The 25219-nt window shown below is 64.3% G+C and carries 23 protein-coding genes and 1 pseudogene; 12 read left to right on the forward strand and 12 right to left on the reverse strand.

What is annotated here, in order from left to right; translation table 11 throughout:
- Positions 1 to 102: 102 nt before the first annotated feature.
- The 9 genes and pseudogenes from doeB to PAF18_RS11470 form a co-directional block, all read right to left on the reverse strand.
- On the reverse strand, positions 103 to 1089 hold the full coding sequence (gene doeB, locus PAF18_RS11430) for a N(2)-acetyl-L-2,4-diaminobutanoate deacetylase DoeB (protein WP_271115844.1): 987 nt from the start codon (positions 1087 to 1089) through the stop codon (positions 103 to 105).
- Complete coding sequence (gene doeA / locus PAF18_RS11435; protein ID WP_271115845.1) at positions 1086 to 2282, reverse strand: ectoine hydrolase DoeA; 1197 nt, start codon at positions 2280 to 2282, stop codon at positions 1086 to 1088. Before doeA ends, doeB begins: the two co-directional genes overlap by 4 nt.
- Positions 2283 to 3251 carry a cyclodeaminase gene (locus PAF18_RS11440; protein WP_271115846.1) on the reverse strand — a complete coding sequence of 323 codons (969 nt, stop codon included), beginning with the start codon at positions 3249 to 3251 and terminating at the stop codon, positions 2283 to 2285.
- Entirely contained in the window at positions 3248 to 4216 is a 969-nt protein-coding gene (eutB, locus tag PAF18_RS11445; protein ID WP_271115847.1) for a hydroxyectoine utilization dehydratase EutB, read from the reverse strand. The genes PAF18_RS11440 and eutB overlap by 4 nt, the downstream gene beginning before the upstream one ends.
- Positions 4210 to 4917 (reverse strand): maleate cis-trans isomerase family protein, encoded by a 708-nt coding sequence (locus tag PAF18_RS11450; RefSeq protein WP_271115848.1) that lies wholly within the window; start codon positions 4915 to 4917, stop codon positions 4210 to 4212. Before PAF18_RS11450 ends, eutB begins: the two co-directional genes overlap by 7 nt.
- 17 nt (positions 4918 to 4934) lie before the next feature.
- Positions 4935 to 5378 carry a universal stress protein gene (locus PAF18_RS11455; protein WP_271115849.1) on the reverse strand — a complete coding sequence of 148 codons (444 nt, stop codon included), beginning with the start codon at positions 5376 to 5378 and terminating at the stop codon, positions 4935 to 4937.
- 9 nt (positions 5379 to 5387) lie between these two features.
- Positions 5388 to 6674, reverse strand: coding sequence for a TRAP transporter large permease (locus PAF18_RS11460; protein WP_271115850.1), 1287 nt, complete (start codon positions 6672 to 6674; stop codon positions 5388 to 5390).
- Positions 6675 to 6677: 3 nt separating this feature from the next.
- Entirely contained in the window at positions 6678 to 7325 is a 648-nt protein-coding gene (locus tag PAF18_RS11465) for a TRAP transporter small permease (RefSeq protein WP_271115851.1), read from the reverse strand.
- Positions 7326 to 7788: 463 nt separating this feature from the next.
- Positions 7789 to 8790: pseudogene (locus tag PAF18_RS11470) on the reverse strand (TRAP transporter substrate-binding protein); the annotation flags it as partial.
- A 513-nt stretch (positions 8791 to 9303) separates the two neighbouring features.
- Here PAF18_RS11470 and PAF18_RS11475 point away from each other — a divergent pair.
- From PAF18_RS11475 to PAF18_RS11485, 3 genes are all read left to right on the forward strand, one after another.
- Positions 9304 to 9783 (forward strand): Lrp/AsnC family transcriptional regulator, encoded by a 480-nt coding sequence (locus PAF18_RS11475; RefSeq protein ID WP_271115852.1) that lies wholly within the window; start codon positions 9304 to 9306, stop codon positions 9781 to 9783.
- Between the two features lie 131 nt (positions 9784 to 9914).
- Entirely contained in the window at positions 9915 to 11375 is a 1461-nt protein-coding gene (locus PAF18_RS11480) for an NAD-dependent succinate-semialdehyde dehydrogenase (protein WP_271115853.1), read from the forward strand.
- A gap of 230 nt (positions 11376 to 11605) precedes the next feature.
- On the forward strand, positions 11606 to 12976 hold the full coding sequence (locus tag PAF18_RS11485; RefSeq protein ID WP_271115854.1) for an aspartate aminotransferase family protein: 1371 nt from the start codon (positions 11606 to 11608) through the stop codon (positions 12974 to 12976).
- 120 nt (positions 12977 to 13096) lie between these two features.
- On the opposite strand, the gene PAF18_RS11490 is transcribed toward PAF18_RS11485, so the two are convergent.
- Positions 13097 to 13945: a dienelactone hydrolase family protein gene (locus PAF18_RS11490; RefSeq protein WP_271115855.1), complete on the reverse strand. Its 849-nt coding sequence runs from the start codon at positions 13943 to 13945 to the stop codon at positions 13097 to 13099.
- Positions 13942 to 15594, reverse strand: a complete 1653-nt coding sequence (locus tag PAF18_RS11495; RefSeq protein ID WP_271115856.1) for an alpha/beta hydrolase — start codon at positions 15592 to 15594, stop codon at positions 13942 to 13944. Before PAF18_RS11495 ends, PAF18_RS11490 begins: the two co-directional genes overlap by 4 nt.
- 234 nt (positions 15595 to 15828) lie before the next feature.
- Here PAF18_RS11495 and PAF18_RS11500 point away from each other — a divergent pair, with 234 nt between their 5' ends.
- A complete protein-coding gene (locus PAF18_RS11500; RefSeq protein WP_271115857.1) occupies positions 15829 to 16917 on the forward strand; it encodes an AI-2E family transporter in 1089 nt (362 codons plus the stop codon).
- Positions 16918 to 17108: 191 nt separating this feature from the next.
- Positions 17109 to 17441, forward strand: coding sequence for a potassium channel family protein (locus PAF18_RS11505; RefSeq protein WP_271115858.1), 333 nt, complete (start codon positions 17109 to 17111; stop codon positions 17439 to 17441).
- Positions 17442 to 17562: 121 nt separating this feature from the next.
- Here PAF18_RS11505 and PAF18_RS11510 read toward each other — a convergent pair whose 3' ends face one another.
- On the reverse strand, positions 17563 to 18447 hold the full coding sequence (locus tag PAF18_RS11510) for a helix-turn-helix domain-containing protein (RefSeq protein WP_271115859.1): 885 nt from the start codon (positions 18445 to 18447) through the stop codon (positions 17563 to 17565).
- A gap of 138 nt (positions 18448 to 18585) precedes the next feature.
- On the opposite strand from PAF18_RS11510, the gene PAF18_RS11515 reads away from it, so the two are divergent.
- The 7 genes from PAF18_RS11515 (at position 18586) to PAF18_RS11545 (ending at position 25217) form a co-directional block, all read left to right on the forward strand.
- The gene (locus PAF18_RS11515) at positions 18586 to 19602 is read left to right on the forward strand and encodes a TRAP transporter substrate-binding protein (RefSeq protein ID WP_271115860.1); all 1017 of its coding nucleotides are present in this window, start codon (positions 18586 to 18588) and stop codon (positions 19600 to 19602) included.
- 68 nt (positions 19603 to 19670) lie between these two features.
- On the forward strand, positions 19671 to 20189 hold the full coding sequence (locus tag PAF18_RS11520) for a TRAP transporter small permease (protein WP_271115861.1): 519 nt from the start codon (positions 19671 to 19673) through the stop codon (positions 20187 to 20189).
- Positions 20189 to 21472 carry a TRAP transporter large permease gene (locus PAF18_RS11525; protein ID WP_271115862.1) on the forward strand — a complete coding sequence of 428 codons (1284 nt, stop codon included), beginning with the start codon at positions 20189 to 20191 and terminating at the stop codon, positions 21470 to 21472. Before PAF18_RS11520 ends, PAF18_RS11525 begins: the two co-directional genes overlap by 1 nt.
- A 5-nt stretch (positions 21473 to 21477) precedes the next feature.
- The gene (locus PAF18_RS11530) at positions 21478 to 22293 is read left to right on the forward strand and encodes a dihydroorotate dehydrogenase electron transfer subunit (protein ID WP_271115863.1); all 816 of its coding nucleotides are present in this window, start codon (positions 21478 to 21480) and stop codon (positions 22291 to 22293) included.
- Positions 22293 to 23237, forward strand: a complete 945-nt coding sequence (locus PAF18_RS11535; RefSeq protein WP_271115864.1) for a dihydroorotate dehydrogenase — start codon at positions 22293 to 22295, stop codon at positions 23235 to 23237. Before PAF18_RS11530 ends, PAF18_RS11535 begins: the two co-directional genes overlap by 1 nt.
- On the forward strand, positions 23234 to 24511 hold the full coding sequence (locus PAF18_RS11540) for a Zn-dependent hydrolase (RefSeq protein ID WP_271115865.1): 1278 nt from the start codon (positions 23234 to 23236) through the stop codon (positions 24509 to 24511). Before PAF18_RS11535 ends, PAF18_RS11540 begins: the two co-directional genes overlap by 4 nt.
- A gap of 10 nt (positions 24512 to 24521) precedes the next feature.
- The gene (locus PAF18_RS11545; RefSeq protein ID WP_353620656.1) at positions 24522 to 25217 is read left to right on the forward strand and encodes an orotate phosphoribosyltransferase; all 696 of its coding nucleotides are present in this window, start codon (positions 24522 to 24524) and stop codon (positions 25215 to 25217) included.
- The last annotated feature ends 2 nt before the right edge of the window (positions 25218 to 25219 follow it).

The raw sequence follows: 25219 nt of genomic DNA on the forward strand, positions 1-25219 counted from the left end.
CTCTTGGCTAAGATAGCTTAACGAAGGGTTAATCGGACGCCGCGTTGGTCAGGATTTCTGTCCTATCGCGTCGTTCTGTCGCAGCAATTCGTGGCGGGGACATCACGCAACGGCGATCACCGTGAGGCAGTCGCCCATCTGGACGAGTCCCGGAAAATGCCGCGCGGCAAGGATGCCGTCGCGGTTCGCGGCAATCTGGATCGGCGCGCTGCCGCTGCGGTCGGCAGGCCAGATTTGCGCGATGGGCTGACCCGCGCGGACCGTCTCGCCAAGATCCGCCAGCGGGTGCATCAGCCCGTCACGTTCGGCAAAGTGGAAACAGTCGTCGCCGGGCATGTCCAGCATGACGCTCTTCGATGTCTCGACCTCGCCGGAGAGGATACCGGCATGGCGCAGCAGATTTCTCGCGCCGCGAACGGCAATCTCCGCCGAGCGGGCCGTAGCCGTCCCGCCACCGCCGAGTTCGGTGGTAACGAACACCTTCCCCTTTTCCTCGACGGTGGTGTCGAACATGCCGACCGCGTCGATCTCCAGCATCATCATGCTGTAGGGCGCGCCGAAGGCTTTGACGGCTTCGACACATTTTCTCTGCTGGTCCTTGTCATCCAGATAATGTGCCGCCGCGTAGGGGAGGAAATCCAGCGTCTTGCCGCCCGAATGATAATCCAGAACCACATCCGCCAGCGGCACAAGCGTCTCGCTGAAATAATGGGCGATCTTCTGGCTGACCGAGCCGTCGGGCCTGCCCGGAAAAGCGCGGTTCAGGTTGACACCATCCAGCGGGCTGACCCGCGTTCCGGCGCGGAAGGCGGGATAGTTCATATAAGGCACGATGATGATCCGGCCCGAAACCTGCTCGGGCTCGATCTCCCATGCGAGCTGTTGCAGCGCGATGGGGCCCTCATATTCATCGCCGTGATTGCCGCCGGTCAGCAGCGCCGTCGGACCCTCGCCATTGCCGATCACCGTCAGCGGGATCATCACACTGCCCCAGGCGCTGTCATTGCGGCTATAGGGCAGGCGCAAAAAGCCGTGCGCCTTGCCCTGCGCGTCGAGCGAAATCGTCGGGCGGATCGGGTTCGCGGTCATGACTTCACCAGCATCCGGCGGGGCAGCGAGCAGAACAGCTCGGGTTCGCCGTCGGTGATGATGAGCGACTCGGTCGTCTCATAGCCCCAATCCTCCATCCACAACCCGGTCATGAAGTGGAAGGTCATACCCGGTTTCAACTCGGTCCGGTCGCCGCGGCGCAGGGACATGGTGCGCTCGCCCCAGTCCGGCGGGTAGGACAGGCCGATCGGATAGCCGGTGCGGTTGTCCTTCACGATGCCGTAGCGGTCCAGCACGGTGAAGAACGCTGCCGCGATGTCTTCGCAGCTATTGCCCGCGCGAGCGGCGTCGAGCCCGGCATCCATGCCCTCGAGCACCGCCTTTTCCGCCTCCAGCATTGCCTTTGGCGGAGTGCCGAGAAAGATCGTGCGCGAAAGCGGGCAGTGATAGCGCTGATAGCAGCCGGCGATCTCGAAGAACGTGCCCTCATCCTTCTTCATCGGCATGTCGTCCCAGGTCAGATGCGGCGCGGCGGCATCCGGCCCGGACGGCAGCAGCGGCACGATGGCCGGATAGTCTCCGCCATGCCCCTCCCATTCGTCATAGCGCAGCCCGGCATCGTAGATCTCGGCGACGAGATCGCATTTTCGCATCCCGACCTCGACCTTGTCGGCGATGCGGCGATGCATCCTTTCGACCAGCCGGGCCGCCTTGCGCATATAGGATAGCTCTTCGTCGGATTTGACCGCGCGTTGCCAGTTCACCAGCCCGGTCGCATCGAGGATCTCCGCCTCGGGCAGGCCATAGCTCAGCCGGGCATGGGCCTTGGCCGAATACCAGTAATTATCCATCTCGACGCCGATGAAGCCGCGATGCCAGCCCTTGTCGGCCAACGTCGCCCAGAGATAGTCCATCGGGTGCCGTTCCACCGACTGCACATAGTAATCGGGATAGCCGATGATGTGATCGTCGCTCATCCAGACGGTGCGCAGCGCGCCGTTGGCGTCCTGACCACGCCCGAACCAGATCGGCTGGCCGGTCGGGCCGACGATCACACATTGATGCACATAGAAGGACCACCCGTCATAGCCGGTCAGCCAGGCCATATTGGACGGATCGCTGACGATCAGCAGGTCCAGCCCGAGCTTCTCCATGCTTTCGCGCGTCTGGCGCAGGCGGCGTTCATATTCGGCGGTCGAGAACCGTTCCGGCGTCCTTTGCAGTTCAGGCATTCAGCGATCTTTCGATAGCGCATTCAGCGCGTGGGTTGCGATGGCGGTGTCCTGCACGCCGGTCCCTGTCAGGTCGGCGATGGTGATCTGATCGGGCGCGATGCGGCCGCGGTGCTGGCCGTTGATGATCTGGCCGAGCTCGGGAATTTCGGTCGTATCCGCGATGATCCCGGCGCTGAGCGCGGCCTGCAATTCACCGAGCGACTGAGTCTGGCTGACCCGATCGGCGACATAAAGATCGGCGCGGTCGAGGCAAAGCGGGTCCAGCTCGTTCTTGCCGTCCTGATCGCTGCCCATCGCCGTGACATGCTGGCCGGGCCGCAGCCATTCCGCCTTGAGGATGGGCTGGCTGGCGGGGGTTGTTGTGACGATGATATCGGCCCATGAGGCTGCCGCCTCGGGATCGGCCTCGGCACGGACCGCCAGCCCTTCACCAGTCATCGCAGCGGCAAGAGCCTGCGCCTTCGCCGGATCGCGCGCCCAGATCACCGCCTCGGAGATCGGGCGCACAAGCCGAAGCGCCTGCAACTGCATCCGCGCCTGCAACCCCGCACCGAAGATGGCAGCGCGGCTGGCATCCTCCCGCGCAAGATGCTTCGCGGCCACGCCGCCGGCGGCCGCCGTGCGCAGATCGGTGAGATAGCCGTTATCGAGAAGCACCGCCTGAACCCGCCCGGTTTCCGAGGACAGCACCACCATCAGCCCGGAGGTCGAGGGCAGTCCCTTGGCAGGGTTGTCGAAAAACCCGGGCGAGATCTTGACCGCAAAACCGGGCAGCCCCGGCACATAGGCCGTTTTGACATCCACCTCGCCATTCACCTCCGGCAGATGCATGGACAGCACCGGCGGCATCTCGACACCGCCCTCGGCCAGCCGCGCGAAGGCCCGTTCGACCACCGCGATCGCTTCGGCGTCCAGCGTCACGCGCGACCGAAGCTCGTCCTCCTGCAGGATGCGGATCTCGCTCATTTCTCACCTCTGACAATGGCGGCGTGGCGAGCCGGATCGATATTTTCGCCCGACAGGATCAGCACCAGAGGGCCTTCGCTGCGCAGCTTGCCCGCCAGCACCGCGCCTGCCCCGACAGCCGCCGCGCCCTCGACCTTTTCGTGATCCTCAAGCGCAAGATGGCGGATGCCGGAAGCGATTTCATCTTCGCTCAGCAAGATCAGCTCGTCCATGAGGTCACGAACCATGCGGAAGCTGTAGCGGTTCTCCAGCCCGATCCCGCCGCCGAGACTGTCGGCGAGCGTTTCCAGCTCCTCGACCTCGACAGGGTGCCCGGCCTTGAGGCTGGCCGCCATTGCCGCGCCCCGTTCCATGCTGATGCCGATGATGCGGATATCCGGGCGCAGCGATTTCGCCGCGAGCGCAACCCCGGCCAGCAATCCCCCGCCCGACAGCGGCACCGCGATGGCGGCGGCATCGGGGACCTGGTCGATGATCTCGAGCCCCAGCGTGCCCTGCCCGGCGATGACATCGGGATGGTCGAAGGGCGGAATCAGCGCAAAGCCTTCTTCCCGGCGCAGGCGTCGCGCCTCGTGAAATGCTTCGTCCTGCGATACCCCGACCACGCGCGCCTCGGCTCCGAGCGCGGTGATCGCGTCCAGCTTATTCTGCGGCACCAGTTTCGAGACACAGATCACCGCCGGCAGACCCAGATGTCGCGCGGCATGAGCAAGCGCGCGGCCGTGATTGCCGGTCGAGGCCGTGGTGACGCCCGCCACATCGCCAAGCCGCGCCGCCGCATTGGAGGCGCCGCGAAGCTTGAAAGCGCCGGTTTCCTGACGATGTTCGCATTTCAGCCAGACCGGCCCGCCCGCCAGCCGCGTCAGGCTGGGAGAGGCACGAAACGGGGTGAGCCGTACCATGTCCCGGATACGCTCGGCTGCGGCGTAAACATCGTCGGGCACGACCTCGCGGGGGTTCACCATGTCCGCGTCCCGAACAACCGCCCGGGCCCCTCTGCCGGGATCCGGGCGGCGTCAAGCATGGCCCAGAACAGGGCGAGGTTCGCGCTGATGACCGGCTTGCCAAGCCTGTCCTCGATCTCGTCGATCACCGCGACGGCAGGCAGCGCCGTGCAGGACATGAACAGCGCCTCGGCCCGGCGGTCATCGGCGGCGAGCGCGAATTCGATGATCCGGTCCGCAGGCAGCAGCGCCATGTCGCGGTCGTCCTCGAACCCCATCGAATGTCGGCGCACCACCTCCAGCCCATGCGCCTCGAAATGATCGCCGACCAGATCAGCCGTCGCGGCGAGATAAGGCGTCATGAGCGCCACGCGTCCGACCCCGAGCGCCGCAAAGCCGCGGATGGCCGCGCCCCCCGGAGTGGCCAACCTCCCGCGATGCCCGATCGCCTCATGCACCGCATCTCCGAGCACGGCCGAGGCCGAGGTGCAGGCAAAGCCGATTCCGTCCAGCTCGACCTCCGGAACCAGCAGGTCGGCGGCGGCGCGCAGCCGGGGGCCGGTCTTCAGAAGGTTTTCACGCGTGGTCGGGTTGTCGAACGCGATGCGCGTCACATGAAGCCGGCAGTTTTCGGGCAACAGCCGCGCGGCATCCGCCTCGACCGTCATGTCGGTGGACAGGGCAATCAGCCCAAAGCGATGGTGGTGAGGGTCGCGCCACATGGACGGGCGGCCTGCGCTCAGACGACGAGAACCGGGCAATTCGCGAGCCCGGTCACCTTGTGGCTGACCGAGCCCAGCAAATAGCCCTCGGTCGCGCCGAGCCCGCGTGAGCCGACGACGATCAGGTCGCACTCCTTTTCCTTGCAGGTCGCGATGATGGTGCGCGCCGGCTGGCCGGCCTTGATAAAGGCCGAGACCTTTTCATGCCCGGCCTCTTTGGCGCGCCGCTTGGCGTAATCCGCCGCCTCTCGCGCGGCCTCGCGCATCTCATTGTCCAGATTGCCGCCACGCTCGACCGAGCCGCGCACCATCGACAGCGACGCCTCCAGCATCGAATGGTGGCGATAGACGGTCAGCACGATGAGCTGCGCATCGCAGAGCTTCGCCATCTCGGTCGCGCGATCGAGCGCACGCTGCGCGCCCTTCGAGCCGTCATAGGGAACAAGGATCTTCGTAAACATGGCCGAGCCTTAATCCGGGAATGCCAGATCACGCAAGAACAACGCGATCTGCGGGAAGAAGATCAGCAGCACCGCGACGCTCAGCAGCATGATGATGAAGGGCGGCGTGCCCTTGACCACCTCGGTATAGGGCCGCTTGAACACCGCGATGGCGGTGAAAATGTCGCAGCCGAAGGGCGGCGTGGCCGAACCGATGGCGACCTGGAGCGTGATGATCGTACCGACAAGCACCGGGTCCAGACCCACATCGGCCACCACAGGCGCGAAGATCGGGACGAGGATCAGGATGACCACGATCGGATCGACGAACATGCAGCCGACGAAGAACGCGATCGAGATCGTGAACAGCACGCCATATTGCCCCATCTGGTCGATCCCGATCCCGGCGAGGATCTGCTGCGGGATCTGCGCGAAGCTGATGACATAGGAAAACGCCGCACCTGCCCCCACAAGGATGAACACCACGGCGGTGATCAGCCCGGTCGATTTTGCCGTGGCATAGAGCTGGGTCAGGTTCATCTCGCGGAACACGATCATCTCCAGAATCAGCGCATAAAGCACGCAGGCCGCCGCCGCCTCGGTCGGGGACAGGATGCCGCCATAGATGCCGCCAATGATGATCGCCGGGAAGCCGAGCGGCCAGAGCGCGCGTCGGATCGCCGTGCCACGCTCCGCCCATGTCGATTTCGGCTCGGTCGGGACGTTGTTCCGGCGCGCGTAGAAGTAGCAATAGACCGAGAACAGGAACAGGATCAGCAGGCCCGGCCCGATCCCGGCAATGAACAGTTCGGAAATCGAGGTGCCGGACACGACACCGTAGATGATCATCCCGATCGACGGCGGAATCAGGAAGGCGATGTCGGAGGAATTGACGATCAGAGCCAGCACGAAGCTGTCATTATAGCCCGCCTTCAGCATCCGCGGACGCAGCGGCCCGCCGACCGCAACCACCGTTGCCTGTGTGGAACCCGAGACCGCACCGAACATGGTGCAGGCTCCGGCGGTCGAGATCGCCAGACCGCCGCGGAAATGTCCGACAAAGGACATAACCAGGTCGATCAGCCGTGTCGCCGACTGGCCGCGCGTCATGATATCGGCGGCAAAGATGAACATCGGCACCGCGATGAGGCTTGCGGGACGAATCCCGGCCAGCACCTGCTGCACCATCGTGTCGAGCTGCCCGAAACCTCCGAATAGCGCGACAAAGCCGATCAGCGAACCCGCCAGCAGCGGGATCATCATCGGGAAACCCAGCAGCAGAAGGACGATCATGGTCCCGAAAATGGCCCAGGTCATGGCTCAGACCTCCTCTTCCGCGCTGTCATCATAGCCTTCAACAGTGCTCGTCGACAGCCAGATATCCTTGTCGATCAGGTTCTTGATCGCCGCGAGCGTGTACTGGATGCCGGTCAGCAGGAAACCGAGCGGCGCCCAGACGATGATCCACCATTGCGGGATCTGCATCGCGGGAAGGACCCGCCCGCGCGAGGCCTGTTCCAGCACGTAGCTAAAGGAATACCAGGTCAGCAGGAACATCATCGCCGCCGTCACAGCCGCGATGAAGATCATCAGCAGCTTGCGGGGACGGAACGGCATGGCATCGAAGAATGCCGACATGCGGATGTGCCGACCGTGCCGCGCCGCATAAGAGATCCCGGCAAAGGTGATCAGGATGATAAGCGCCTGATTCAGCTCTTCGCTAAAGAAAATGGTGCGTCCGATCAGGCGGCCGACGACATTGGCCATCGTGTTGATCGCCATGGCCAGCACGCCGAGCGCCAACAGCACCGCCTCGATCCGGGCAATGGCAACATCGATGACGCCCAGAAAGCCGGGCAGGCCGGACACATATTTGGAATCGTCGATATCGTCGTCAACGGAGGCGACTTCGGCGGCGGCAAGAACATCTGGATCGGGCTTCGGTGCGTGCTTGTCGTCAAGCGTCATGCCGCTGGTCCCTCGCGCTGAGTTTGGTCTTTATCTGCAAATCCGGCCGGCAGAGGGACCGCCGGCCGGATCAGTCGCTATGCGAGCCGCCTCAGTTGGCCGGGGCGGTTTCGGTTTCTTCGCCGTCGGCGTCGGCATCCATTTCAGCGTCGGCATCGGCTTCCGCATCCATTTCGTCAGACGCATCCGCATCCGCATCCGCGTCAGCACCGGCCTCTGCCTCGGCATCCGTGGCGGTATCCGCTGCCATCGCGTCATCTCCTTCAGCGGAGTCGCCCTCGGCGGCGTTGGCTTCCGGCATCTCGCCTTCGGCAGCATCACCCTCCGCAGCTTCGGCATTGCCCTCGGCGGCGGCATTCGCCTCCGGGCTGGCCTCACCGCTATCGCCTTCAGCAGCGTCGCCCTCGGCCATGTCGGCTTCGGCAGATTCACCGCTGTCGGCGCTCTCGCCTCCGGCATCAGCGGCAGCCGCTTCGAGGTCCGCCTTCATCTGGTCGAGGATTTCCTGCGCCTGGTCGCCGCCGATCTCCAGGAACTGCTCTTCCACCGAGGCAGCCGTGTCGCGGAAGGGCTGGCGCTCTTCCTCGGACAGTTCGGTGATGGTCATCTCGGGCTTCGCTTCCTTGATCTTCTCAAGCGATTCCTCGGTCAGACCGTCCTGATATTCGAGAATATAGTCGAAGGCCACCTGCGTGGCGTTCTGAACAACTTCCTTATCCTCGTCCGAGAGCCCGTCATAGAATTCCTTATTGGCCATGACCGCGGTGGTGAAGTTGTTATGGCCGGCGCGGGTGATGTGCTCGCTGACCTCATACATCTTCGTCGACTCGATGAAGAAGGCCGGGTTTTCCTGACCCTGGATGATGCCGGTCTGCATCGCACCATAAACCTCACCCCAGGGCAGCGGCGTCGGGGTCGCGCCAAACGCCTGATAGCTTTCCACGATCAGCGGGTTGGTCATCACCCGGAACTTGACCTCGTTCAGGTCGGCGGGGCCGGTCACCGGCTCCTGCGTGGTCATCATGACCTCGCCTTCGGGGAACATGGTCAGCAGCTCCAGCCCCTGCTCGGCATAGAGCGGCGGGAACAGTTCCTTGATGGTCTTGGAATTGCGGAAGAAGCTGAACAGCGCGTCCTGATCTTCGGGCAGCAGATACGGCACGAAAAAGACCTGAGCTTCGGGGATCAGAGCGCCGGTGAAGCCCGGCGACTGGTCGACGAATTGCAGGATGCCCGACTGGGCCTGCTCCATCGTGTCTGCCGACTCGCCGAGCGTGCCGAAGGGGAAAAGCTCGACCGTATGGTCGGAATTCGCCTCGACCTCTTCCTTGAACTTCTGGGCGTAGACGCCCTGAACCTCATCGAGCGCTTCTTCAAACGCATAGCGCCAGGTATCGGCCTGAGCCATGCCGGAGCCGACCATCAAAGCGGTGATGCTGGCAGCTGTAAGCGTCTTATAGGTCATGTTACCTCCTGTGGCGGGCCATGTCGCGATACCGCGATCCGGCCTCCGTTTCTGGTTGTTTCGACCGGCCCCTTGCGAACCGGCTTCGCCGCCGACGAAAGACCGGCGGCGGCGGAATTCCTGTCTGTTTCCAAGGCAAACCATTGCAAGTCGCCCGATGAGTGTCAAACGACCCGCCCGCCGCGATGGTTCCGATTCTCGCATGGCGCCGTGTCTTACACGCGGCCGCATGGCTCGCTTTTTGCGATGAAGATGAGGCGTGACGGATCGGACCGATGCGCCCAAATCCCGCTATGAGCGGCGCAAACGCCATTTCGTCGCGGTCATGTCGGCGCTCTGCGCGACCTCAATCGCGCCTTCGGAACGACCGAAGCGCCGCATCACCGGATCGCGGCGATCTGTTGGCGTGAACCGCGTCCCGCGCGACGGATCGGTAGGAGTCCCGCTGATTCGTTGGCTTCGCATCATTCGCCACAGATTGACAAAGTACGGCGGCGGCGGAACAAGCGGATCATGACCGCGCCTCGCCTGGATGACCGTGATATTGCTATTCTCGCGACCCTCTCGCGCGAGGGACGTATTGCGAAAACCGATCTTGCCGCGAAAGTGAATCTGTCGCCCACCCCCTGCTGGGAGCGGATGAAGCGGCTGGAGAAATCCGGCCTGATCCGCGGCTATCGTGCCGAGATCGACCTGGCGGCGCTCGGCCCCCATGTGCAGGTCTTCGTCACGCTCGAGCTTGACAGCCACCGCGCCGAGAGCTTCCAGATCTTTGAACGGACCATCGCAGCCATGTCCGAGATCACCGGATGCTGGGCCATCGGCGGCGGTTATGATTATCTGATGCAGGTGGTCGCCGCGGATGTGGCAGCGTTTCAGGAGCTCATGGACGGGCTCTTGGAAAGCCGCGCCGGGGTGCGGCGCTATTACAGCTATATCGTGACCAAGCCGGTAAAGAACGAACCACCCGCCTCGGCGATGCTCACCCCGTGATGATGGGCAGGGAAGAAAGAAATCCTCTCCGCGACTAGGCCGGAAAAGAGAATTCCTCTGCCTGCGACCAGAACTTCGGTGAATTCCCCTGCCGGCTTCGGCTCATCATGCGCTCAACAAGGAGGCGCATGATGCTGGACGACCCCAAGACCGAGCTGGCCCGCAGTCTTAACGATCCCGAATTGCTCTCGACCACGGGAGATTTCGCCGGAGAGGGCCGTCTTGCGGTGCGCGACCCCGCCAGCGGCGAGGTCATCGCGAAGGTCACGATGAGCGACGCGGTCGGCGCTCGTGCCGCAGTAGACGCCGCGCAGAAGGCTTTTTACGGCTGGGCCGCCATGCTACCCCAGGACCGCGCAGGGATCCTGCATCGCTGGTATGATCTGATCCTTGCCGCGAAAGAGGATCTCGCCACGATCATGGTCGCAGAACAGGGCAAGCCGATCAGCGAGGCACGCGGAGAAATCAATTATGCCGCCAGCTTCGTGCAGTTCTATGCCGAGGAAGCGCTGCGCCCGAATATCGAAGGCGTGACCAGCCACCTGCCCGACGCCGAGATGGAGCTTTGGCGCGAACCTGTCGGCGTTGCCGCGCTTATCACGCCGTGGAATTTCCCCTGCGCGATGATCACCCGCAAGGCGGCGGCGGCGTTGGGGGCGGGCTGCACGGTGGTGGTGCATCCCTCTGCCGAGACGCCGCTATCCGCGCTGGCGCTTTCGGTTCTGGCGCGGCGGGCCGGCTTCCCGGATGGGGTCTATAACACCGTGATCGGCGACGCCGCGACCATCGTCGGCGAGTGGACCGCCGACAAACGGGTGCGGGCGCTGTCCTTCACCGGCTCGACCGAGGTGGGGCGGCTGCTCTACCGTCAATCCGCCGATACGGTGAAGCGGCTGGTGATGGAGCTGGGCGGTCATGCGCCGTTCATCGTCTTTCAGCGCGCCGATCTGGACCGCGCGGTGGCCGAGGGGATCAAGGCAAAATTCGCCACTTCGGGACAGGATTGCCTGGGCGCGAACCGCTTTTACATCCATCGCGATATCTACGACGAATTCTGCACGCGCTTCACCAGCGCCGTCGAGACGCTGAGCCTTGGGCGCGGCATGGATGATCCCGATATCGGCCCTCTGATCCATGATCGCCAGATCGAGAAGCAGAAGGCGCATGTCGCGGATGCGGTGAAAAAAGGCGCGAGGCTGCTGACCGGCGGTGAGGTTGACGACAGCCTCGGTCCGCTGTTCTTCAAACCGACGGTGCTGGCCGATGTGCCCGATGATGCGGCGATCATGCGCGAGGAAACCTTCGGCCCGGTCGCGGCGCTGACGCCCTTCGACAGCGAGGAAGAGGTCTATGCCCGTGCCAATGACAGCGAATACGGGCTGGTGGCCTATGTCCACAGCCTCGACCCGCGCCGCATCTATCGCGCCACGCGGGCGCTGCAATACGGCATGGTCGCGGTGAACCGCACCAAGGTGACCGGTGCGCCGATCCCGTTCGGTGGGATGAAACAATCCGGCATCGGGCGTGAGGGTGCACGGCAAGGGCTCGAAGCTTTCACGGAGATCAAATATGTCTGCCGTGATTGGGGATGATGCCTGTGCGTCGTACCCGGCTCGGAATCAAGGGGCGCAGCCCCGCCGGGCCAGCGTCCGACCGCCCCCAGGGCGGACGTTTCTTTGCCGATCCGCGCCGAACAGAGGTTCAGCGGGGGTGCACCATAAAACGCCTTGAATAGATGCCGGAAGCGTCAGCCCGCGGTCTGACACTTGCCCTCTGCCGCGCCGAATGCTCACTGTGAATAGAGATTAAAAAGGAATCCAACATGCTGACCAATGACGAACTCGCCAAATGGGACCGCGAGAATTTCATGCACCCCTCGACCCATCTCGCGCAATTCGCGCGGGGCGAGGCCGCGCAGCGCATCGTGACCGGCGGCGAAGGCGTCTTCATCACCGACCGCGACGGCAACCGGCTGCTGGACGGGTTTGCCGGGCTGTACTGCGTCAATGTCGGCTATGGCCGGACGGAGATCAGCGAGGCCATTGCCAAGCAGGCGCATGAGCTGGCCTATTACCACGCCTATGCGGGTCATGGGTCGGAAGCCAATATCACGCTCTCGAAAATGGTCATGGACCGCGCGCCGGAAGGCATGGCGCGGGTCTATTTCGGGCTTGGCGGATCTGACGCGAACGAAACCAACGTCAAGCTGGTCTGGTATTACAACAATATCCTCGGCCGGCCCGAGAAGAAGAAGATCATCAGCCGCTGGCGCGGCTATCACGGCTCGGGGCTGGTCACCGGCTCGCTGACCGGGCTGGAGCTGTTCCACAAGAAATTCGACCTGCCGCTGGCACAGGTGATCCATACCGAGGCGCCCTATTACTTCCGCCGCCCCGACGCCGCCATGTCCGAGGCCGATTTCACCGCCCATTGCGTGCAGAAGCTCGAAGAGCTGATCGAAGCAGAAGGCGCCGACACCATCGCCGCCTTCATCGGCGAGCCGGTTCTGGGCACGGGTGGCATCGTGCCGCCGCCGGAAGGCTATTGGGACGCGATCCATAAGGTACTGAAAAAGCACGATATCCTGCTGATCGTCGATGAGGTCGTGACCGGCTTCGGGCGGCTGGGGACCATGTTCGGTTCGGATCACTACGGGCTGAAGCCGGATCTGATCACCTGCGCCAAGGGGCTGACCTCGGCCTATGCGCCGCTCTCGGCCACGCTTGTCGGGCAGCGCATGTGGGATGTGCTGATGAAGGGCAATGACGAATTCGGCGTGTTGGGCCACGGCTGGACCTATTCCGCCCATCCCATCGGGGCCGCGGCCGGGATCGCCAATCTCAAGCTGATTGACGAGCTTGGGCTGGTGCAGAATGCGGGCGATGTGGGGGCCTATCTGAACAAGGCGATGGCCGATGCGGTGGGCGGTCATGCCCATGTCGGAGAGGTGCGCGGCGAAGGCATGCTCTGCGCGGTCGAGCTGGTGGCCGACAAGGAAAAGCGCGAATTCTTCCCAGCCTCGGAAGGCCGTGGCGCCAAGGTCGTCGGCGCAATGGCGAAGCGCGGCGTGATCTCTCGCGCCATGCCGCAGGGCGATATTCTGGGCTTTGCCCCGCCGCTTTGCCTGTCGCGGGACGAGGCCGACCAGATTGTCGAGGCAACCAGGGGCGCGATCCAAGAAGTGCTGGGTTAATCCATCGACCCAGAGGCCGGGCCATATTCGGCCCGGCCTTTACATGACAGCAATCTCCCGCACCAACCTGCGATCCGGGGTCAACCGCGATCCCCGATGCGTCTCACATGCTGGGGACCATCAAAGCCCGTGGCGCTCAAGAAAGCCGGCAACATCCGCCGCCGCCCGCGCCCGCAAATCGGGCCGGTATTCGAGCACCGAGAATGCTGCTCGCTCCTTCTGATCGAAGCCATGACCGGCCCCCTCATAGACCGGCGTCTCAACGGTTGCGCCGCGATCTTGCAGCGCTTCCGCCATCGCAACGCAATCCTCGGTGAGACCCAGCTCGTCCTCTGCGGCGATGACCATCAGAACAGGCGGCATCATGGACCAGTCGCCTTCTGCCGCGCCGTTCAGCGCGCCGCAATAGGGATACAGCACCACCGCCGCGCCGACACGTGCCAGAAGCTGCTGCGGCGCGGCCGGCCATTCGCTGAGCCCCGGCGGCAGCTCTTCGGTCAGGGCCTGGCGCAGAAACTCAAGCACCGTCCAACCGCCATGCGAGGCGCCCAGCAGAAGCATGTCATCGCGAGAGGTCTCGGCCAAGGCCACGGCCAGATCGCCCGCGCGCTGCGCGCCGGGCAGCACCTGACCCACGCATAGCAGCCGCCAGGTCTCGAAGTCATCGAGCCCGCGCGGGCTATGGCTGTCGAGGATCAGGGCGTCATGCTCGCGATCCGACAGGAAGCCAGCCCAGAAATCCATATTGTCACGCACCCCGTCGCAGCCGGACAGCACGATGGCCCCGGCCTCGGAAAGCGGCGTCTCGGGCGGCACCATGCGCCAGTATTCGGCCAGCCGGGCCCGCTGTTCGGCCGGTGTGTGCTGGTAGACGACGAGGCCCAGCCGGTGCCGCACCGTATTGGCGCCAAGCACCGCCATTGCCAGCACGAACAGCCCCGCGACGAGCCAGTACCATCGACGCTTCAATTGTCGCAGCCCTGTTGCAGACCGTTGTCGCAGCGCGCCTTGAGCCGCCCGGTATCGGCATCGCTCCAGCCTTCCGGCGCGGTCACGGCGTTCCACGGGCCGATGTAATCATGCGCGTAATAGCTATGGCCATGCCCGGCCGGCGCTGCGAGCGCGAAGGCCATGTCGAGCGCCAGCTGGAACTGCGTCACCACCGGCATGAAGCGCAGATCGGGCGAGACATCCTCGGCGGGCGGCTCGGTCATCCACTCGGGCGGGCGGAACAGCGAGGCGGGCTCGTAGAAAACGATGGGGTCGCTGGAATATTGCAGAAACATCAGCCGCATCCCTCCCCAGCCACCGGGGCCTCCCGCATCCTGAGTATGGCTGGCAAACCGGAACAGCCTCCCGGTGCCGACCTCGGGCGCGACATATGCCGATCCCGGATTGCGCGCCGCCATCGCCTCGTTCCAGCGGGCCGAGGGAAAGGGCGGCCCGGCCCAAAGCGCGCCGTCTATAGGATCGTCGAGCAGCGCCTTGAGATCGGTGCCATACATCGACGCCCAGGCCCCAAGGCTGAGGCCGTGCATATAGAGCCGGGGGCGATCCTCTTCCGGCAGGCCGCGCCAGTATTCATGCACGGTCGCAATCAGGGCGCGGGCCTGCGCCAGACCGGCATCGGTTTCGAGGATCAGAGCCAGCGGCGATTGCAGATAGGAATACTGCACCGCCACCGTCGCCACATCGCCGCCATGCATATATTCCAGCGGATCGAAGCTGCCCGGGTCCAGCCACCCCGTGCCGGTGGGCATCGCTACGATCAGCACCTCGCGCTCGAACGCGCCGACGCGCAGCATTTCTTGCAGGGCCAGGTCGGCGCGTGCTTGCGGATCCTCCGCATTGGCGAGCCCGACATAGACACGCAGCGGGTCCATGGCCGCGGCGCCGCTGAAATCGGCAATCGCGTCGGCGCGCGGTCCGCCGCTGATGAAATTCCGCCCCGGCTGGCCCATCGCGCCCCAGTCGATCAGCGATTCGGCACTGCCCGAGCGCAGCGGCTCGTCCGGCGGCGGGTCATCAGTGTCGAAGAGGCGTTGCGCCATGGTATAGCTCTCGTCGAAAAACCCGATCAGCCGGTCGAGAAGCCCGTCGCGGGTAATCACGAAAAGCAACAGCGCGACGATCACCAGCCCGGCAATGTTCGCCGTCCGCTCGGGCATGAAGCGATACAGCCAGTGCCGCAGACGGTCGAAGAGGATCTGCACCAGCCAGCCGAGCAGCACAAGCAGGCCGAACACCACGAGCGCCAGCCCGATCATCCGGATCACCGGGGTGGCGTCGATCAGCTCCATCCCCATGCGGCTGCGGATCGCGTTCTGCCATGCGCCGGCCTTGGACAGCGCCAGCACAAGCATGACCAGCACCGGTACCCCGACAATCAGATGCCCGATCAGGAAGGCTGTGCCGCGCAGCCGGGGCAGCGCCATCTGCCGCCACAACATCATCAGAAACCTTCCTGCCAGATAGCCGAGCGCGGCGACGACACCGCCAAGAACCCCTTGCATGAACCAGCCACGAGGGATCAGCGAGGGGGTCAGCGAGGCGGCAAAGAACAGCAACGCCAGGAACAGCGGCAAGAGCGACAGACCGAGAGGATATTTCCAGTTCATATCATCGCTCCTTGCCTGCGGGCGAAATGGACCCGCGCCGCGCCGGACCCTGCGGACGCGGCTTGTCTGAAATCAACCGAACCATAATGCGAGTCTCGGGCGACACGCAAACCGGCTGCGGGACGTGCAGGCCCCCGAGATGGACCTGACCGGCGGGCTGTGACATGCTTGCCGGGATCAGAGAGCCCGCTCCCACCGCCGCATCACCACGGCTCCCGTCCGAGAGGATCTGGCATGTTCAAGCAATCCGATCCGTTGCGCGGCCTTTTTGGCGTGGTTCTGTCATTGTTGCTGGTGGCGCTGATCGGCCGCTTCATGATCGCCGGGAAATCCTTTCTGCTGCCCATCATCATCGCGGTGATCTCTGTCTATGTGCTCACTGCCGCGACCGAGGCGTTGCGCGGCCTTGCCCTGACCCGCCGTTTCCCGGAATGGTCGCTGCGCGCCATCGTGCTGGCCGGTTTTCTGGTCGTGGCGCTATGGCTTGGCGGGATCATGGTGTCGACGGCGGGCGAGGTCAGCGACAGGATGCCGGAATATCAGGCCAATATCAGCGGGCTCTACGATCAGATCACCGACATGCTCGGCTTCACGGCCAGCCCCGACCTGCGGGAGGTCTTCGACAATCTGCGCGCGTCGATCCCGCTGGAAGAGCTGGCCGGGGTGATTCTCGGCTCGATCAGCTCGGCGGCGGGGCTTTTGTTCATGGTCGTGGTCTATGCGATCTTCCTGATGAGCGAACGGCGCGGCTTTGCCCACAAGGTCGCCGTCGCTCTGCCCGGCGGGCGGGCCGAACGCGCCGGGCAGATCATCGCCCAGATCAACGGTGCGATCAGCGACTATATCGCCGTCAAGACGCTGGTGAATGCGATGCTCGGGCTGATCTCGTTCTGCGCGATGTGGGCAATCGGTGTCGATTTTGCCCTGTTCTGGGCGATCCTGATCGCGCTCCTCAATTATATCCCCTATGTCGGCTCGATGCTGGGGGTGGTGTTTCCGGTTGTGCTCTCGATGGCGCAGTTCGGATCGGTTCAGACCACGCTTCTGATCGCTGCGCTGCTGACCGGGGCGCAGATGTGGGTCGGCAATGTGCTTGAGCCGCGCATGGTCGGGCAGAGGGTGAACCTGTCGCCCTTCGTGGTGTTGGTCGCGCTGGCGCTGTGGTCCTCGGTCTGGGGCATTGCCGGAGCGATCCTGGCGATTCCCCTGACCTCGATCATCGCCATCATCATGCGCAGCTTCGACTCGACCCGCCCCTTCGCGGTGCTGATTGCCCATGACGTCACACCGTTCGAGACCGCACCAGACCCGCGCCGCATCTGACCCGCCATCCGGGCAGAGATGCTTGCCGGGCGCCCGCAACTCTGCCAGCCTGCGGTGATGACAAAAAAAATCTGCGGGGGAGTGCGCGATGAGATGCTGGCTTCCGATGATGGCCGCCGGCGTGGCCGCGCTGATCGGCGGGCTGCTCGCCATGCACCGTCAGGCGCGCGGCAGCTGAGTCAGAGGGCGCCATGACCCCGTTCCGCGACCTCAGCGAGGGTCTTCGAGCGGCCTTCTCCAGCCCGCGCGTGCGGGTGCTTCTGGCGCTGACCGCGATCCTGATCGGCGGCGCGGCGGTGTTCTATCATCTTGTCGAAGGTTGGGGCTGGATCGACGCGATCTATTTCTCGGTCATCACCATCTCGACCGTCGGCTATGGAGATTTCGCGCCGCAGACCGCGCTCGGAAAGATCTTCACCAGCGTCTACGTGCTGTTTGGGCTGGGTCTGTTCGTTGCCGCCGCAACGGCCATCGGTGACAGCATCATTGCGCGCGCCAACCGCGACAATGATGAGACGCCATGAGCCTCGGCTTTCCGGGGCCCATGAAGCGCAGGTTGCGTATGTCGTCGCGGCCGCCATGCTGCAGACGATGGCTGGCCGGTCCGGTCAGCAGGCCCCCGGCGCAGCAATAGACGCGGCCCGCTCACCCTGACAGGACGCGGCGCAGCCGGGCCGCGGCCCAGGCCCCTTTCAGCGCATTGTCCCAGAGATTGCGGATCACCTCTTCATGCAGCCGCACCGCTTCCTCGGCGGCGCTCAGCTGTGCCACGCCAATCCTGATATTGGCGAAGGTCCCCAGCCGGAACGGGCTTTGCACGAGGACCCGCGTCCGACCGTAGCGCATCAATTGAAAGCTTCCGACCGGCATTGAATCCTCGATAACCCCCACGCTGATCCCCGAAGCAGGGGCCTCGATCATGGCGAGAATGCTTTCCACCTCGTCTCGCGCCACCTTTCGCCGCGTCTCGCGCGCGCCATGACCCAGATCGGCGCGGCCGGCAAAGCCGTAATGCAGGAATTGTTCGATCTCGGCGACCGAGACGATGCTACGCACCGCCATGCGCCGTCTCCGCCAGACCTCCTTGCGGCGAGCGAGAAGCTCCATGATCGTGCCGATTTCCTGCACGGAGCGGGTGCGGGACGGCGCTTCGGCAGGAATGCTTTCGGCCATCACGCGCGGCAGCAGCCTGTCGAAACCATCCGTGGTCAGCAGGTAGGAGACCGGGCCGAACAGCACGGTGATTTCATCGGCCTGTTCTTCAAGCTGCTGCATCCGCGAGAAAAAGGTGACCGGGGACGATGTGTATTCCGACCCCGCCCCCAAAAGCGTCGCCATCGAGACACCCAGCACCTCGGCGATCCGCGCCAGCTTGTCGACCCGGATCGGCTGGCCGGATTCATAGCGATACATCGCCGCGCGGGACACGCCGATCCGGTCTGCCAGTGTCTCGGGCGAGAGCCCAGTCCCAAGCCGATAGGCCCGCAGCCGCTCACCCAGGGCGGCGATCCGGTCGCGATCCGTCTGCATGGCTCCGACACCCTTCCTGCACGCAATTGTCGCAAAACATATCTATCAGAATGGCCGATTTGTCTCAATTATGAGATTCGCGTTGACTGAACCGGGCTGTCCGGGGAACGTCGAATCAGACAAGAGGAGGACTCCGCCATGCCATTGGCCATCCAGCGCCGCGCCGCCGTCGCGCTTATCACCACCGCACTTTGCCTGCCCGCCCTGCCGACACTCGCGCAGGAATATGTCGCCAAGATCGGCCATCTGGAATCGCCCGAGCAAAGCCGCCACGTGATGTTGGAAAAGGTCGCTGAACTGGTGAAGGAACGCACCGGCGGCGAGGTGGAGTTCCAGATCTTTCCGCAGTCGCAGCTTGGCGATCAGCGCACCATGACCGAAGGCGTGCAGCTTGGCTCGCTCGAAGCGACGGTGGCACCCGCGGCTTTCCTCGGCGGGTTCAATCCGGTCGTGTCGATCCTCGACATTCCCTATCTGCTGCCGACCGATCCCGAGGAGGCCGAGGCGCTGCGCGAAGGCCCGTTCGGGCAGGCACTTCTGGACAGCTTCGATTCGCGCGGCGTGGTCGCCGTCGCCCAATGGCCGAACGGGCGCAAGCAGATGACGTCGAACAAACCTCTGGAATCGGTCGAGGACTTCACCGGCCAGAAATTCCGGGTCATGGACAGCCGTGTGCTGATCTCGCAATTCGACGCGCTCGGCGCCTCGGCCATCGCGCTGCCCTTTGGCGAATTGTACACCGCGCTCCAGACCGGCGTGGTCGATGGCGAGGAAAATCCGCTCGACACCATCCAGCGGATGAAATTCGACGAGGTTCAGTCGCATCTGGTGATCACCGATCACGGCGCAATGGAGGATTTCGTGCTGTTCAGTCCGATGTTCTGGGAAAGCCTGCCCGAGGAACACCGCCAGACCATCACCGACACGTTCCGCGAAGTCGTGCCCGAGCTTGTCGAGCACAAGGAAGCTGCCGTCGACGCGGCTCTGGAAGATATCCGCAGCCGTGGCAATGTCGCCATCCGCGAGGCGGACGAGGCCGAGCGCCAGGCGTTGCGCGACGCGACCTATGACGCCGCGGTCGAGGCCTATCTGGGCCTCGCCGGCGATGAGGGTCAGGCCGTGATCGACATCTACGAAGCCGAAACCGGCGAATAACCCGCCCCGTCCGGCCGGGCCGTGTCGCGGCCCGGCGACACCACCTGACCATCCACCGGAACGCTGCCATGCAATATCTCCGCCGGATCGAAAGATTCGTCATCGTCTCCCTGTTTCTGGGGATGGTGACGCTGTTCTTCGCCAATGTCGTGATCCGCGAGCTTTTCCCCGCCTATGCCAGCCAAATGGCCTGGAGCGAAGAGGCCGTGCGCCGTGCCAATACGGTGATGGTGTTCCTTTCGCTCGGGCTGACGCTGGAGGCCGGGCGGCATATCGCGGTGGACACGTTCCGCGACCGCCTGCCCCGCATGCTGCGGCTGCCGCTGCTGAAGCTGATCGACCTGACCGGGCTGATCTTTTCGCTTTACATGGCGTGGCTGGCCTGGGGTCTGGCGCGGTTTGTCCTGGGCACCGGGCAGCGTAGCCCGACATTGGGGATCGAGATCGGCTGGCTGTATCTGGCGCCGATGATCGGGTTCCTGCTTCTGGCCTTGCGTTATCTGCTGTCGCTCAGCGGGCGTATCGACCGATTTACCCCGCAAGGCGACGCAGCCGCCCATGACGCTGCCAATCTCGGAGACGCCTGATGCTGATCGCCATCGCCGCCGTCGCCGTTCTGCTGCTGATCGCCGGGTTCGAGATGTTTCTCGTGCTTGGCCTGCCGACCCTGCTGGTCAAGGAAGGCTATTTCGCCCGCCTCCCTGACCCTGCGGTCGTACAGAAAATCTTTGGCGGGATCGACCACACCACGCTTTTGGCAATCCCGTTCTTCGTTCTGGCGGCAAATCTCATGGCGTCGGGACGGATCGCGAAGGATCTGACAGGGTTGATGCAGGCGCTTCTCGGCCATACGCGGGGCGGGATGGGTCATGTCACCGTCGGCGGCTCGATGGCGTTTGGCGCGGTCTCGGGTTCGGCTCCGGCGACGGTCGCAGCGCTTGGCGGGCTGGTCTATCCGGAGATGCGGCGCACCGGGTTTTCCGAACGATTCAGCGTCGGCCTTCTGGCCTCGAGCGCCGAGACCGCGCTGCTGATCCCGCCCTCGATCACCTTCATCGTGTATGGCTGGATGACCGGCACCTCGATCGCCCAGCTTTTCGCTGCGGGGCTGGCTGTGGGGCTGGTGCTGGGACTGGCCTTTGCCATCATGGTCGAGATCGAGGCCCGTCGCAGTGGCGTCCGACCGGCCGAGCGCACCAGTGCCGCGCAGCGACTGGCGGCACTGAAAGCCGCGATCTGGGCCATCGGTATGCCTGTCATCATCCTCGGCGGCATCTATAGCGGCATGACCACCCCGACCGAGGCCGCCGTGGTCAGTGTCGTCTACGCCATCGTGGTCGAAATGCTGATCTATCGCGATATCGGCCCGCGCAAGCTGGTCAGCATCACCGAACAGGCCGCGATCGGCACCACGGTGATCTTCATACTTCTGGCGATGGGGGGGCTGATCTCCTATTTCGTGACCATGGCGCAGGTGCCTGCGCAGATCACCGCCGCCCTCGCCGCGATGGAGGCGGGCCCGGTCACCTTCCTCATCATCGTCAATATCCTGTTCCTGATCGCGGGGATGTTCATCGACCCGAACTCGGCAATGCTGATCCTGATCCCGCCCCTGTTTCCGGTGGCGCAGTCGCTTGGCATCGACCCCGTGCATTTCGGGATGATCGTGACGCTGAATATCAGTCTCGGCATGATCACCCCGCCCTTCGGGCTGGATATCTTTGTGACCGCCAGCACGCTGAAGCTGCCCGTTCTGTCGGTCATGCGCGGCGTGCTGCCCTTCATCGCTGTAAACGTCATCGTGCTGCTGATCGTGACCTATGTGCCGTCGATCTCGCTTTTCGTTCCGCGCCTGATTTTCGGAGGCTGACCCGCATGACCCGCGCCGATTTCCCGATCCGCCAGACCGAGCTGCGCGTGCAAAGCAATGACCCGGTCAATGACGAATATCGCCTTCTGATCCTGCGCGCCCCTGCGGATCTGATGCGGATGTGCCGACCGGGACAGTTCTTCCACCTGCTCTGCCCGGTAACCGCGGGTGCCGCGCCCTTCCTGCGCCGCCCGATGAGCATCTATGCCGCGCTACAAGATGCCGGAGAGTTGCAGTTTCTCTACAAGGTCACGGGGCTGGGGACGGGCACGCTCGCCACGCTGCGCGAGGGCGACGGGCTGAATGTGCTCGGCCCGCTCGGCAACGGGTTCTGGCTTGAGGATGGCTGGCGGCACCTGCTGCTTGTGGCGCGGGGGGTCGGGCTTGCCACGCTCGCGCCGCTGGCCCATCTCGCGCGCGACACCGGGCGCGGCATCACCGCGATCTGCAGTGCGCGCCGCGCCGATGTGCTGATGTCGGTCGATATGTTCCGCGGGTTCGGTGCGACGGTGATCCCGGTGACCGACGAGGATGGAAGCTCTGCGCCCGAGGCGATCCGCCCCGTGATCGACGAGCTGGTCGCAGCCGGGCGCGTCGATGCGATGTTCACCTGCGGTTCGAACCGGCTCTTGCGCCTGTGTCAGCAGGCCGGCGCCGCCCATGGGATTCCCGGCCAGATTGCACTGGAGCAGCAGATGGCCTGCGGTTTGGGCATGTGCCAATGCTGCGTGCGCTCGTTCCGCAAGCCCCAGGGCATCCGCCATTTGCGGGTCTGCGCCGAGGGCCCGGTTTTCGACATGACCGAAGCGATGGAGGCGTAATGGCGGATCTGACGACGCAACTCGGGACGCTGCGGCTGCGCAACCCGATCATGCCCGCCTCGGGGACCTTCACCGATGAGCTCAGCCAGGTCTTCGATCTCGGACTGATCGGCGCCCATGTCACCAAGACGATCACCGCCGAGACGCGCGGCGGCAATCCGACGCCCCGTGTGTGTGAGGTCGCGGGCGGAATGCTGAACTCGATCGGCATTCCCTCGAAGGGAGTCGCGCATTTCGTGGAAAAGGTGATCCCCGAATATCGCCGCTGGAACGTGCCGCTGATCGTCAGCATCTCGGCGGGCACGGCGGATGATTTCGCGCGGCTCTGCGCGCAGGTCAGCCAGCCGGGCGTCGCGGCGATCGAGGTCAATATCTCCTGTCCCAATATCGAAGAGGACGGCAAGGCTTTTGCCATGCGTCCCGAAACCACCACGCGCGCGATGGAGGCGTTGCGCGCTTCCTCCGATCTGCCGCTTTGGGCGAAGCTGTCGCCCAATACCGGCCAGACCGTCGAGGTGGCGCAGGCGGCCGAGGCAGCGGGGGCGGATGCGCTTGTCGTGGCCAACACGCTGCTGGCGATGGCCATTGATGTGGACAGCCGCAAGCCCCGTCTGGGCAATCTGATGGGCGGGCTGTCCGGGCCGTCGCTGAAGCCGATCACCCTGCGCATGGCCTATCAGGCGGCGCGCTCTGTCTCGATCCCGGTGATTGGCTGCGGCGGGATTTCGTCGCTGGACGATGTGCTGGAATATCTGATCGCGGGTGCGGCGGCGGTTCAGGTCGGCACCGCAAGCTTCATTGAACCCGCGATCATGCCCCGGCTGGTCCATGAGCTCGAATCATGGATGGATGCGCGCGGCATCGCCTCGCTGGACGGGCTCGTCGGCTCGGTCCGCGATGACGAGGCCCCCGACGCGATGATCTTCGCAGAGGCCGCGCCATGACCGCGCCGGGTTTCGCGATCAATGACGACGACGCGGCATGGGCAGCAGAGCTTTTTGAGAAAGTCGCCGCCATGTCCCCCGACAGCGCGGGCGTCAGCCGGCCCGCCCTGTCAGAAGTCGAAACCCGCGTGCTTGATTTCCTCGATCAACGCGCCTCCGAAGCGGGGCTGGAGACATGGCGCGATCCGGCACAGAATTCAGTCTATGCGCGGCCCGGCCAGAGGGACGCGGTCCGCTATATCCTCACCGGCAGCCATGTCGATTCCGTGCCGCAGGGCGGAAATTTCGACGGGCTGGCCGGGGTCGTCGCATCGCTGCTCTGCCTGCGGGCGGCCGAGCGCGAGGGGCTGAGCCTGCCCATGCCGGTCCATGCCATCGCCATGCGGGCCGAGGAAAGCGCTTGGTTCGGGCCGTGCTATATCGCATCGAAAATGCTGACCGGATCGCTGGAAGATGATGAAGCCGCCTCGCTGCATAAGGGCGACGGGCGCGCGCTTGGCGATCATCTGGCGGATCTGGGGATCCCGGTCGACAAGCTGCGTGCCAAAGTGCCGCTGGCCGAGCTTTCCCGGATCGCCGCCTATCTCGAACTGCATATCGAACAGGGCCCGCTTCTGGCCGAGCGCGACCTTCCCGCCGCCGCTGTCTCTGGCATTCGCGGCAATCTGCGCTTCCGCAATATCATCGTCACCGGCGAGCCGGGCCATTCCGGTGCCGTGCCGCGGGCATATCGCCGCGATCCGGTGATGGCGATGGCCGACCTGCTGCACCGGCTGGATGAAAGCTGGTCAACCATCGTCCAGACCGGCGGCGATCTGGTGCTTACCTCTGGCATGCTTGGCACCGATCCGGAACGCCACGCCCTGTCGCGTATTCCCGATAGCGTCAGCTTCAGCCTCGATATCCGCAGCCAGGATAGCCAGACGCTGAGCGGCATGCAGGGTCTGCTGGACACAGAGATCGAGGATATCGCGCGACGCCGAAAGGTGAGCTTCGACACCGGCCCGGCCAGCCGGAACGCGCCGGCGCTGATGGATCCGGGCATGATCGCGGGGCTGAAAACCGCGATGGACGCTCTTGGGATGGAACCCCTTGCCATGCCCTCGGGCGGCGGCCATGACGCGGCGGTCTTTGCCAATGCCGGTATCCCCGCCGGGATGGTCTTCGTGCGCAATCGCAACGGTTCGCACAATCCCGATGAAGCGATGGAAATCGAGGATCTTGTGGCCGGCGCCCGGATCATGCTGCAATATCTGATGACGCCGCAGGGCTGAGGACGCGATTATGATACAGCACTATCCCGATCAGAAGCTGATGGCGCGCATGACCGCGAAGATGCTGCTGGAACTCGGCGCGATCCGCTTCGCGTCAGAACGGCCCTTCACCTTCACCTCCGGTCTCGCCAGCCCGGTCTATGTCGATTGCAAGCGCGTCATCAGCTATCCGGCGCTGCGCGGCACGCTTGTCGATTTCCTCCTCGCCACCATCGAGCGCGATATCGGCCGGGACAATTTCGACGTGATCGCGGGCGGAGAAAGCGCGGGCATCCCCTTCGCCTCGTGGATCGCCGCAAAGCTGTCCCTGCCCATGATATTTGTGCGCAAATCGCCGCGCGGTCTCGGCCCGAATGCCAGTATCGAGGGCGATCTGGAACCGGGCGCGCGGGTGTTGCTGGTTGAGGACCTGACCACGGATGGCGCCAGCAAGCTGCAATTCTGCAAGGCGCTGCGCCGCGCGGGCGCACAGGTCGATCACGCCGTGGTGCTGTTCTTCTATAACATCTATGCCGAAACCGTCTCCGGGCTGAAACGCGACGGGCTGGAGCTTCACTGGCTCTCGGATTGGTGGGCGGTGCTGGATGCTGCCCGCGAAATGGATGTTTTCGCGGGGGCAGAGCTGGAAAATCTCGAACGTTTCCTGCATGCACCTCTGGAATGGTCGGGCGAACATGGCGGCGCGACCCGGATCGGTACCGCATAAAG

The organism is Paracoccus sediminicola, from assembly GCF_027912835.1.
GTDB lineage: Bacteria > Pseudomonadota > Alphaproteobacteria > Rhodobacterales > Rhodobacteraceae > Paracoccus > Paracoccus sediminicola.